This is a genomic window from Stenotrophomonas sp. WZN-1 (genome assembly GCF_002192255.1).
In the GTDB taxonomy this organism is placed as follows: Bacteria; Pseudomonadota; Gammaproteobacteria; order Xanthomonadales; family Xanthomonadaceae; genus Stenotrophomonas.
The window spans coordinates 1,788,525-1,799,878 of record NZ_CP021768.1; the positions used below are offsets into that span (position 1 = coordinate 1,788,525).

Here is an 11,354-nt window from a genome sequence, read left to right on the forward strand (position 1 = left end):
TGTGATGCGTACGTTGGCGCTGGGCCTGCTGCTGGCGCTGCCGTCGCTGTCGTTCGCGGCGGCCGAACCGAATACCCAGGTGCCGGCGGGCAGCCGCCACTATGCAGCGACATCGGTGCCGGACCGTATCGTTGCCTCGCCCTCGGCCGATCCCAGCCACGGTTTCGCCGTGGCCTGGCGTACCGATGGCAGCGTGCAGGCGCCACTGCTGGAGATCGCGCTGGCCGCAGATTCGCCGGCCATCGAGGGCATCCGCCAGGTGCGTGCGACGACGCGCGCACTGCAGACCGAGAACGGGCTGTCGCACCATCATCGTGCCAACATCGATGGCCTGCAGCCGGACACCCAGTACGTCTATCGCGTGCAGGGCAATGGCAGCTGGAGCGCCTGGAACCAGCTGCGCACGCTGGCCGGCGCCGACCAGCCGCTGACCCTGCTGTACTTCGGTGATACCCAGAACAAGAACGTCAGCCATGTCAGCCGCGTGGTGCGTGCCGCGCAGAAGGCTGCGCCGCAGGCGCGCATGAGCCTGTTCGCCGGTGATCTGGTCAGCGGCGGCGACAACATGGACGACAGCGAATGGGGCGAGTGGTTTGCCGCCACCGGCTGGTTGGCGCAGGAAACGCTGGTGGCCCCGGCGATCGGCAACCATGAGTACTTCGAGGAATTCGAGGACACCCCGCAGGAGCGTCGCGTGCTGGGCCGGCACTGGCCGGTGACCTTCGCGCTGCCGGGCAATGGCGCCACCGCCGCGCAGCAGACCAGCTACTGGTTCGATGCGCAGGGCGTGCGCGTGGCCGTGGTCGATGGCACCTCGGCACTCGACCTCGGCACGGCCAAGGCGCAGGCACAGTGGCTGGACACGATCCTGACCGGCAACCCGCAGCCGTGGACCATCGTGCTGCTGCACCAGCCGTTCTACTCGCCGCGCGAAGGGCGTGAGAACGCTGCGCTGCGTGACATGCTGCTGCCGGTGGTGCGCCGCCACAACGTCGATCTGGTGCTGCAGGGCCACGATCACACCTACGGCCGCCGTGGCGAAGGGCAGGCTGCGACGCCGCAGTACGTGGTGACCGTGGCCGGACCGAAGCAGTACCGCCTTTCCGACGAAGCGCGCAGGACGATGGACCCGGTGGCCGAGGACACCCAGCTGTTCCAGGTGCTGAACATCGATCCGCAGCACCTGCGCTACGAAGCGCGCACCGTGACCGGGCGTCTGTACGACGCCTTCGAACTGCGCCGCGATGCCAAGGGCGCAAAGCAACGCACGGAGCTGACCGAAGGCCGCATCGCACCGCGCGACTGTCCGCGTGCGCAGACCGCCAAGGGTCGCGCCGACCGCTGCTGGGAATGACGAGATGCCGATGACCACGCCCCGACGCATCCTTCCTCTCGCTGCCATCGGCGCCGCGCTGCTTCTGCTGGCCAGCGCGGTAACGGCCGCCGATACCGTGCTGCATCCGTTCCTGGTGGCCCAGCCGAAGCAGGCCCCGCAGGAGGTGAATCTGGCGGTGGAGATTCCGGCCGGCAGCTTCACCAAGTACGAGATCAAGGAAGACGGCCTGGTCCACGTGGATCGCTTCCAGTCGATGCCGGTGGCCTATCCGGCCAACTACGGCTCGATGCCGCGCACCCTGGCCGGTGACAACGATCCGCTGGATGCGCTGGTGCTGACCCGCGAGCCGCTGCGTCCCGGCGTGATCGTGCGCTTCCGGCCGATCGGTTACCTGAAGATGATCGATGGCGGCGAGCACGACGAGAAGATCATCGGCGTGCCAACCGACAAGGTCGACCCGACCTACGCCAGCATCCGTGACCTGGCGGATCTGCCGGAGGTCGAGCGCCAGCGCATCGAGGCGTTCTTCCGGGTCTACAAGGATCTGCCGGCCGGTCGCAACCCGGTGCAGCTCAACGGCTGGGGCAACGCAGCCGAGGCACGCGCGCTGATCAGTGAAGCGATGGAGCGGTTCAAGCAGTAGATCCACGCCATGGTGGATGGCCGCCTGCGCGCATCTCCTTCACCGCCGCTGGCTATGATGTGCGCCTTCCACAACGAAGGCGGTGCATGTGTCGGTAGCGTTGGTATGGTTCCGCCGTGATCTGCGGCTGCAGGACAATCCGGCCCTGCAGGCCGCCCTGGATGCGGGCCACGACGTGGTGCCGGTCTACATCCATGCGCCGCACGAGGAAGGCGAGTGGGTGCCCGGTGCGGCCTCCGATGCGTGGCGCCACCGTTCACTGGGCGCACTGGACACCGACCTGCGCGCGCGCGGCTCTTCGCTGGTGCTGCGCAGCGGTGACAGCCTGCCGTCGCTGCAGCTGCTGATCGAGCAGACCGGCGCCGAAGCGGTGTACTGGAACCGCAAGTACGAACCGGCCACCCAACCACGCGACGCCACCATCAAGCGCACGCTGCGCGAGCAGGGCATCGACGCGCAGAGCTGCAATGGCAGCCTGCTGTTCGAGCCCTGGGACATCGCGACCCAGCAAGGGCAGCCGTACAAGGTATTCACCCCGTACTGGCGCAATGTACTCAGTCATTGGTGCCTGCCGGCGCTTACGGCCGCACCGAAGGCACTGACGCCGCACACGGTTGACAGCCTCACATTGGACGAACTGCGGCTAGCGCCCACGCTGGCTTGGGACACCGGCTTCTGGGAGCACTGGCAGCCGGGCGAAGCTGGTGCACTGGAAGCACTGTCCGTGTTCGAGGACGGCGCATTGCGCGGTTACCGCGAACAGCGCGACCTGCCGGATCGCGTGGGGACCTCGCGGCTGTCGCCGCACCTGCATTTCGGCGAGATCGCGCCGTGGCGCATCGCGCATGCGCTGGAAGGGCTGCGCAGTGCGGGCACCGACGCCGACATCGACGGTTACCTGCGCCAGCTCGGCTGGCGTGATTTCGCGTACCACCTGCTGCATCATTTCCCGAAGACGCCGACCGACAACCTCAACCCGCGCTTTGACCGCTTCCCGTGGGCCACGCCGAGTGCCGCGCAGCTGCACGATTGGCAGCGTGGCAACACCGGCGTGCCGATCGTCGATGCCGGCCTGCGCGAGCTGTGGTGCACCGGCTACATGCACAACCGGGTGCGGATGATCGTGGCCAGCTACCTGTGCAAGCACCTGCGCGCGCACTGGCTGCATGGCGCGCGCTGGTTCTGGGACACTCTGGTCGATGCCGACCTGGCCAACAACACGATGGGCTGGCAGTGGGTGGCCGGGACCGGTGCCGATGCCGCGCCGTACTTCCGCGTGTTCAACCCGGTCACCCAGGCCGAGAAGTTCGATCCGCAGGCCCGTTACATCAGCCGCTGGGTGCCCGAACTGGCGGCGCTGCCGGTGAAGGCGCGCTTCGCGCCGTGGCAGCATCCACTGCTGCTGGCCGCGCATGCCCCTGGCTATCCACGCACCCCGTTGGTGGACCTGGCGGTCGGTCGGGATGCCGCGCTGGCCGCTTACCGGCAGACGGGGGCAGGGTAAAGCGCGGGCTGAGCGTTCCAGTCAGTTAGCTGAACGCGGCCCTGTCGCCGCGTCGCATCATCATCCCGACATCGCATTGGGCTGTTTATTCTCTTTGCGCCCGCAAGCCGCCGGCCCGACCGGAAACCAAGGAGAACCACATGATCCGCAACACCACCCGCAACGTCGCACTGGCCCTGATGAGTGCGGCCGTCCTGTCGGCCTGCGCCACTGGCGGCTCCTACGTGCAGAGTGACCAGTACGGCAACCCGACCGAGCAGCAGAACCGCACCGGCCGCAATGCGCTGATCGGTACCGCGATTGGTGTGGCCGCCGGCCTGCTGACCGGCGACAGCGCCACCGAGCGTCGCCAGCACGCGCTGATCGGTGCCGGTATCGGCGCGCTCAGTGGCGCCGCCGTCGGCCAGTACCAGGATCGCCAGGAACGCGCACTGCGCGAGCGCACCGCCAACACCGGCATCGATGTGCAGCGCCAGGGCGACAACATCATGCTGAACCTGCCGGACGGCATCACCTTCGATTTCGGCAAGTCGACCCTGAAGCCGCAGTTCTACGGCTCGCTCAACGGCGTGGCAGGCCCCCTGCGTGACTACAACCAGACCATGATCGAAGTGGTCGGCCACACCGACAGCATCGGCAGCGACGCGGTCAACAACCGCCTGTCGAAGGAACGCGCCGACTCGGTCGCGCAGTACCTGATCGGCCAGGGCGTGCAGAGCGTGCGCATCGAAACGCTGGGTGCCGGCAAGTCGTATCCGATTGCCGACAACAGCACCGATGCCGGCCGTGCCAAGAACCGCCGCGTCGAAATCCGCGTGATTCCCCTTAAGCAGTAACGCTACGCGTTACTGCTTGAGCCGGTCCGGCCATCGGCCGGAACGAAAATGCCGCCCTTGCAGGCGGCATTTTCTGTAGGTGCCGAGCTTGCTCGGCACGCCGATAGCCTCTGTAGAGTCGAGCCATGCTCGACTCCGCCAAGAGCAGTCGAGCATGGCTCGACTCTACAAAACCCGGCTACGCCGCCGAAGCGGCGACCTTCTCCAGGATGCGCTTGCCGCTGCTTTCCAGCGCGGCGTCTTCCTTTTCCTTCTGCTGCTGCGCCAGCTTCGCACCCGGGCACTGCGCCAGCATGTAGTTGGCGTCGAAGTTGAGCTTTTCCACCAGGAAATCGACGAACGCACGCACCTTCGGCGAGACCAGGCGGCCACCGGCGAACACGGCGTTGAAGTCCACTTCCGGGCCGGTCCAGCCGGCCAGCACGCGCCGTACCATGCCCGACTCGACGAACGGCTTGGCCATCACATCACCGGTCAGCAGCAGGCCTTCGCCACACACCAGTGCGCCATTCAATGCGGACATGTCGTTGGCGGTCATCAGCGGGGTGACCGGGAAGTCACGCAGTTCGCCGCCGTTCTCGCCCAGCTGCCAGGTGAAGCGCGGCGAATTGCCGGTGTGGTACGGCTTGCGCATTGCCAGGATGCGATGGAACTGCAGCTCTTCCGGATGCAGCGGCTCGCCATAGCGCTCGATGTAGGCCGGGCTGGCGAACACCTGCGTGCGCAGGCTGCCGAGCTTGCGCGCGACCAGGTTGGAATCGGGCAGGGCACCGACACGCAGCGCCAGATCCGCCTCACCGGCGATCAGGTCCAGCTTCTCGTTGCCCATGTGCATGTCCAGGCGGATCTCTGGATACTGCGCATGGAACTGGCCCAGCAGCGGGGCGATCCAGGTGATGCCGATCGAGTAGGGCACGGTGAAGCGCAGCCAGCCGCGCGGGCCGGACTGCAACTGGCTCACCGCGCTCTCGGCTTCTTCCAGCTCGCGCGCGATGCGCTGGCAATGCTCGTGGTAGATCGAGCCGGCTTCGGTCAGGCCGAGGCGGCGGGTGGTCCGGTGCAGCAGTCGCGCGCCCAGGCGCGTTTCCAGCTCCTGCACTTTGCGGCTGACCGTGGTCTTGGGCAGGCCGAGCGATTTGGCAGCGGCAATGAAACTGCCTTGCTCGACCACTTTGACGAAGATCAGCGTCTCGTTGAGATCGTGGGACATGGTCGGGGATCCTGGACGTCGGGGATGGGACAATCGTGACAGAACGATTGGACCGGGAGCGGGATGATTATTCCCCTTAATCAGGACTAATCAAGTAAAGGTTTGAGGTCTATCGTGGCGCCATTCGTGAAATGGAGCCCCCTCGCCATGAGCCTGCGCAACATTCTTGCCCGCTTCCGGCATGCCGGCCAGAACGCCCTGGACCTGGCGATGACCGTCGAAGCCCGTCCGAGTTCCTTGGTACACAAGGACTTTCGTGAGTTTACCGCGCCCATGCGTCAGCAGCGTGGCGGCGTCATCCGCCTGGTCCCGCACAAGGGCGACCGACTGCGCCGAATTGGGACTATCCCGGATTTGGGAGGAAATGTCCCGTGAATGGGATACTGACGCCCGAAGTTCTGGTCCTCGGTGGCACCGGTGCCGTGGGCCAGGGCGTGGTCGGCGCCCTGCTGGAGGCCGGCAGCCCGGTGCTGGTGGTCGGGCGCGATCCGGGCCGGCTGGCGGCGCTGCATGAGCAGTTCGCCGATGAGCCGGGCCTGGAAACCGTGCTGGGTTCGCTCAGCGATGACGGCTCGGCACGTGCGCTGGCCGAACGCATCGCGCAGCGGCCGCGTCCGTTGGCTGCAGTGATCGCCGCAATGGGCGGTCCCTACCGTCGCGGCCGCGTGGTCGACCGCAACGGCGACGAGCTGCTCGGCGCGCTGCAGGCCGACCTGATGCCGCACGTGCACGCAGTGCGTCATCTGCTGCCGCTGCTGCAGGACAACGTGCATGCGCGGCGCTACGTGATGATCGGCAGCCCGGCCGCGGTCAAGCCATGGGCCGGTTACGGCGAAAGCTCGATCACCGCCGCGGCGATGCGCATGTACGCGCAGGTGGTGCACCAGGAAGCGCAGGCGATTGGCGTGCGTGCGCAGATGCTGGAAGTCTGCAGCCCGGTGTGTACCCCGGCCAACGCGGCCAACGCCTGCATCGAGTGGCCCAGTTCGCTGCTGGTCGGCCGGCGCGTGGTCTCCCTGCTCGATGGGTGCCGCGACAACCGCGCCATCGTCCGTTGCGACAGCAGTGATGCCGAACTGCCGCGCGGCCTGCTGCACCTGGAAGTTCCTCCGCTTTGGCGCGACACCGCTGGCGTCGCTTGACCTCGACCATGGTTGAGGTCGCAGTATGCGCCGCCGATTTTCGCAACACGTTCTCATATAGCTGTACCACCCCTCCGTACGGATGCATGCCATGACTTCCCCCAACACCACCCCACATCGTTTCGGCCATCGCATCGCGATGGTCGGCGTGTCGATCCTCGCCGCGGCCGTGCTTGCAGCCTGCAGCGGCGGCCATGCCGAAGAAGCCGGTGCTCCGCCGCCGCCGCAGGTCAGCGCCGCGCCGGTGCTGGTCAAGCAGGTCAGCCAGTGGGACGAGTTCAGCGGCCGCGTCGAAGCGGTACAGAGCGTTGAACTGCGCCCGCGCGTGTCCGGCTACATCGACAAGGTCAACTACGTCGAAGGCCAGGAAGTGAAGAAGGGCGAAGTGCTCTTCACCATCGACGCGCGCAGCTACCAGGCCGAATACGATCGTGCCGCCGCCGAGTTGGCCCGCGCCCGCACCCAGGCCACGCTGGCTCGCAGCGAGTCCGAGCGTGCCAAGCGGCTGTCCGAGCAGCAGGCGATCTCCACCGAGACCGCCGAGCAGCGTCGCGCTGCCGCCGACCAGTCCGGTGCCGCCGTGCAGGCCGCGCAGGCCGCGTTGGATGCGGCCCGCCTCAACCTGGAGTTCACCAAGGTGCGCGCACCGATCGACGGCCGCGCCGGCCGCGCGATGGTCACCGCCGGCAACCTGGTCACCGCTGGCGACAGCGCCAGCGTGCTGACCACGCTGGTCTCGCTGGACACCGTGTTCGTCTACTTCGATGCCGACGAAAGCACCTTCCTGCGCTACGCACAGATGGCACGCAAGGGCGAGCGCCCGAGCGAGCGAGACAGCGAACTGCCGGTGAAGGTCGGCCTGTCGGGTGAGGAGGGCTACCCGCATGCGGGCAAGGTCGACTTCCTCGACAACCAGGTGGCGCGCAGCACCGGCACCATCCGCGTCCGCGCACTGCTGGATAACGCCGACCGCCAGTTCACCCCGGGCCTGTTCGCCCGCGTGCAGTTGCTCGGCAGCGGCCAGTTCCAGGCGCTGCTGATCGACGACAAGGCCGTGCTGACCGACCAGGACCGCAAGTACGTGTACGTGGTCGACAAGGATGGCAAGGCCCAGCGCCGCGACATCCAGCTCGGTCGTACCGCTGAAGGCCTGCGCATCGTCGAACACGGCCTGGCCGCCGGTGACAAGGTGATCATCGACGGTGTGCAGAAGGTCTTCATGCCGGGCATGCCGGTGCAGGCCAAGGCGGTGGCGATGCAGCCACAGGCTGCGAAGCCGGCACCGGGCCGCGATGCCACCGCCGCGCTGAACCACTGATCCGCCGTCTCCTGATCCGCGTCCCCGCTTAGCTGCCGGCGCCAGCGGCAGCCTTCCCTGCCTTCGTCATCCCGGCGAGGGGCAGGGTGGCTGTTGCCCGCCGAATGCCTTTCCCAGGAATTCCTCCATGGACTTTTCCCGTTTCTTCATCGACAGGCCGATCTTCGCGGCGGTGCTGTCGATCGTGATCTTCGCCGCAGGCCTGATCACGATTCCAATCCTGCCGATCAGCGAGTACCCCGAAGTGGTGCCGCCGTCGGTGGTCGTGCGCACGGTATATCCGGGCGCCAACCCCAAGGTCATTGCCGAGACCGTTGCCACGCCGCTTGAGGAGGCCATCAACGGCGTCGAAGGCATGATGTACCTGAAGTCGGTGGCCGGCTCGGACGGCGTGCTGCAGATGACCGTCACCTTCCGCCCGGGTACCGATCCGGACGCGGCGGCAGTGAAGGTGCAGAACCGCGTGGCGCAGGCGCAGGCGCGCCTGCCCGAGGACGTGCGCCGGCAGGGCGTGACCACGCAGAAGCAGTCGCCGACCTTCCTGATGGTGGTGCACCTGACCTCGCCGCAAGGCAAGTACGACACCCTGTACCTGCGCAACTACGCCCGCCTGCACGTCAAGGATGCGCTGGCGCGTATTCCGGGCGTGGGTGATGCACAGATCTTCGGTGGCGGTGACTACGCCATGCGCGCCTGGCTGGACCCGGACAAGGTGGCTTCGCGCGGCCTGACCGCCAGCGACGTGGTGCGCGCGATGCGTGAGCAGAACGTGCAGGTTTCGGCCGGCCAGCTCGGTGCCGAGCCGTTGCCGAACAGCCAGTTCCTGACCCTGATCAACGCGCAGGGCCGCCTGAAGACCGAAAAGGAATTCGGCGACATCGTGCTCAAGAGCGGCACCGATGGCGAGATCGTGCGCCTGGCCGATGTGGCCCGCCTGGAACTGGGCGCCGGCGACTACACCCTGCGCTCGCAGCTGGACGGCAAGAACGCGGTCGGTATCGGTATCTTCCAGTCGCCGGGTGCCAATGCACTGGAGATCCGTGACCAGGTCATCTCGACGATGGACGAGATGCAGAAGACCATGCCGGCCGACGTGAAGTACGAAGCGGTGTATGACACCACCATCTTCGTGCGCGACTCGATCAAGGCCGTGGTCTCCACGCTGCTGGAAGCCATCGCCTTGGTGGTGCTGGTGGTGATCCTGTTCCTGCAGACCTGGCGTGCCTCGATCATCCCGTTGATCGCGGTGCCGGTGTCGGTGGTGGGTACCTTCGCCGCGCTGTACCTGCTGGGCTTCTCGATCAACACGCTGAGCCTGTTCGGCCTGGTGCTGGCGATCGGTATCGTGGTCGACGACGCGATCGTGGTGGTGGAGAACGTCGAGCGCAACATCGAGGAAGGCCTGTCGCCCACCGCGGCGGCTCACCAGGCCATGCGTGAGGTGTCCGGCCCGATCGTGGCGATCGCGCTGGTGCTGTGTGCCGTGTTCGTGCCGATGGCCTTCCTGTCCGGTGTCACCGGCCAGTTCTACAAGCAGTTCGCGGTCACCATCGCCATCTCCACGGTGATCTCGGCGATCAACTCGTTGACCCTGTCGCCGGCCCTGGCCGCGCGCCTGCTGAAGGCCCACGGTGCGCCGAAGGATGGCCCGAGCCGCCTGATCGACCGCCTGTTCGGCTGGGTGTTCCGTCCGTTCAACCGCTTCTTCAAGTCCAGCTCGGAGAAGTACGAGCGTGGCGTGGCCCGCATCCTCGGCCGTCGCGGCGCGGTGTTCGTGGTCTACGCGATCCTGCTGGTCGGGACCGGCGTGATCTTCAAGCTGGTGCCGCCGGGCTTCATCCCGACCCAGGACAAGCTGTACCTGATCGCTGGTGTGAAGCTTCCGGAGGGTTCGTCGATCGCGCGTACCGATGAAATGCTGCGCAAGGTCGCCAAGATCGCCCAGGAAACCGATGGCGTGGCCCACACCATCTCGTTCCCGGGTTTGAACGCGCTGCAGTTCACCAATACGCCGAACACCGGTGTGGCGTTCATTCCGCTCAAGCCGTTCGCCGAGCGCCATGGCCGCACCGCCGCGCAGATCAATGCCGAGATCAACCAGAAGATCGCCGGCCTGCAGGAGGGCTTCGCGTTCGCGATGATGCCGCCGCCGATCCTCGGCCTGGGCAACGGCAACGGCTACCAGATGTTCATCGAGGACCGCGGCAACCTGGGCTACGGCGCGCTGCAGAACGCCGTGCAGGCAATGCAGGGTACCGTCGCGCAGACGCCGGGCATGGCCTTCCCGATCAGCAGCTACCAGGCCAACGTGCCGCAGCTGGATGCCGAAGTGGACCGCGTCAAGGCCAAGGCACAGGGCGTGCAGCTCACCGAGCTGTTCGACACCCTGCAGACCTACCTCGGTTCGGCCTACGTCAACGACTTCAACCAGTTCGGCCGTACCTGGCAGGTGATCGCCCAGGCCGATGGTCCGTTCCGCGAGACGGTCGAGGACATCGGCAAGCTGCGTACCCGCAACGACCGCGGCGAGATGGTGCCGATCGGTTCGATGGTCACCATCAAGCAGACCTTCGGCCCGGACCCGGTGCTGCGCTTCAATGGCTACCCGGCAGCGGACCTGGCCGGTGAAGCCGACCCGCGCCTGCTGTCCTCGGCCGAGGCGATGAACAAGCTGACCGAGATCGCCGGCAAGGTGCTGCCGGTGGGCATGACCACCGAATGGACCGACCTGAGCTACCAGCAGGCGACCCAGGGCAAGGCGGCCTTCATCGTGTTCCCGGTGGCGATCATGCTGGCCTTCCTGGTGCTGGCTGCGCTGTACGAGAGCTGGTCGCTGCCGCTGGCGGTGATCCTGATCGTGCCGATGACCCTGCTGTCCGCACTGTTCGGCGTGTGGCTGACCGGTGGCGACAACAACGTGTTCGTGCAGGTCGGCCTGGTGGTGCTGATGGGCCTGGCGTGCAAGAACGCGATCCTGATCGTCGAATTCGCCAGAGAGCTGGAGATGGGCGGCAAGGGCATCGTTGAAGCCGCGCTGGAAGCCTGCCGCCTGCGTCTGCGTCCGATCGTGATGACCTCCATCGCGTTCATCGCCGGCACCGTGCCGCTGGTGCTGTCGCACGGCGCGGGTGCCGAGGTGCGCTCGGTAACGGGTATCACCGTGTTTGCTGGCATGCTGGGCGTGACCCTGTTCGGCCTGTTCCTCACCCCGGTGTTCTACGTGGCCCTGCGCAAGTTCGTCACCCGCAACGGTGGCGGCCAACTGGTGCAGCACGGCGAGCCGACCATCCATCACTGACATGGAACTCCACCGGCACCGGTGCCCCAACCGGTGTCGGATTTCCCCCCTCCAAAGGCATGACTCC

9 protein-coding genes are annotated in these 11,354 nt (G+C 66.7%); 8 read left to right on the top strand and 1 reads right to left on the bottom strand.

Features of this window, described 5'->3' with window-relative positions; genetic code table 11:
• The first annotated feature begins 4 nt into the window (after positions 1–4).
• From CCR98_RS08530 to CCR98_RS08545, 4 genes are all read left to right on the top strand, one after another.
• Complete coding sequence (locus CCR98_RS08530) at positions 5–1,354, top strand: metallophosphoesterase family protein (RefSeq protein ID WP_232463116.1); 1,350 nt, start codon at positions 5–7, stop codon at positions 1,352–1,354.
• Positions 1,355–1,364: 10 nt separating this feature from the next.
• On the top strand, positions 1,365–1,979 hold the full coding sequence (locus CCR98_RS08535) for an inorganic diphosphatase (RefSeq protein ID WP_087922253.1): 615 nt from the start codon (positions 1,365–1,367) through the stop codon (positions 1,977–1,979).
• Between the two features lie 88 nt (positions 1,980–2,067).
• The gene (locus CCR98_RS08540; RefSeq protein WP_087922254.1) at positions 2,068–3,483 is read left to right on the top strand and encodes a deoxyribodipyrimidine photo-lyase; all 1,416 of its coding nucleotides are present in this window, start codon (positions 2,068–2,070) and stop codon (positions 3,481–3,483) included.
• Between the two features lie 140 nt (positions 3,484–3,623).
• Positions 3,624–4,319 carry an OmpA family protein gene (locus tag CCR98_RS08545; protein ID WP_087922255.1) on the top strand — a complete coding sequence of 232 codons (696 nt, stop codon included), beginning with the start codon at positions 3,624–3,626 and terminating at the stop codon, positions 4,317–4,319.
• 178 nt (positions 4,320–4,497) lie between these two features.
• On the opposite strand, the gene CCR98_RS08550 is transcribed toward CCR98_RS08545, so the two are convergent.
• A complete protein-coding gene (locus CCR98_RS08550; RefSeq protein ID WP_005409107.1) occupies positions 4,498–5,529 on the bottom strand; it encodes a LysR family transcriptional regulator in 1,032 nt (343 codons plus the stop codon).
• Between the two features lie 147 nt (positions 5,530–5,676).
• Here CCR98_RS08550 and CCR98_RS08555 point away from each other — a divergent pair, with 147 nt between their 5' ends.
• The 4 genes from CCR98_RS08555 to CCR98_RS08570 all read left to right on the top strand — a co-directional run bounded on the left by CCR98_RS08555 (position 5,677) and on the right by CCR98_RS08570 (position 11,287).
• A complete protein-coding gene (locus CCR98_RS08555) occupies positions 5,677–5,904 on the top strand; it encodes a hypothetical protein (RefSeq protein ID WP_014036825.1) in 228 nt (75 codons plus the stop codon).
• The gene (locus CCR98_RS08560; protein WP_014036826.1) at positions 5,901–6,671 is read left to right on the top strand and encodes an SDR family oxidoreductase; all 771 of its coding nucleotides are present in this window, start codon (positions 5,901–5,903) and stop codon (positions 6,669–6,671) included. The genes CCR98_RS08555 and CCR98_RS08560 overlap by 4 nt, the downstream gene beginning before the upstream one ends.
• A gap of 91 nt (positions 6,672–6,762) precedes the next feature.
• Complete coding sequence (locus CCR98_RS08565) at positions 6,763–7,989, top strand: efflux RND transporter periplasmic adaptor subunit (RefSeq protein ID WP_087922256.1); 1,227 nt, start codon at positions 6,763–6,765, stop codon at positions 7,987–7,989.
• A gap of 127 nt (positions 7,990–8,116) precedes the next feature.
• Complete coding sequence (locus CCR98_RS08570) at positions 8,117–11,287, top strand: multidrug efflux RND transporter permease subunit (protein ID WP_087922257.1); 3,171 nt, start codon at positions 8,117–8,119, stop codon at positions 11,285–11,287.
• Positions 11,288–11,354 lie beyond the last annotated feature (67 nt).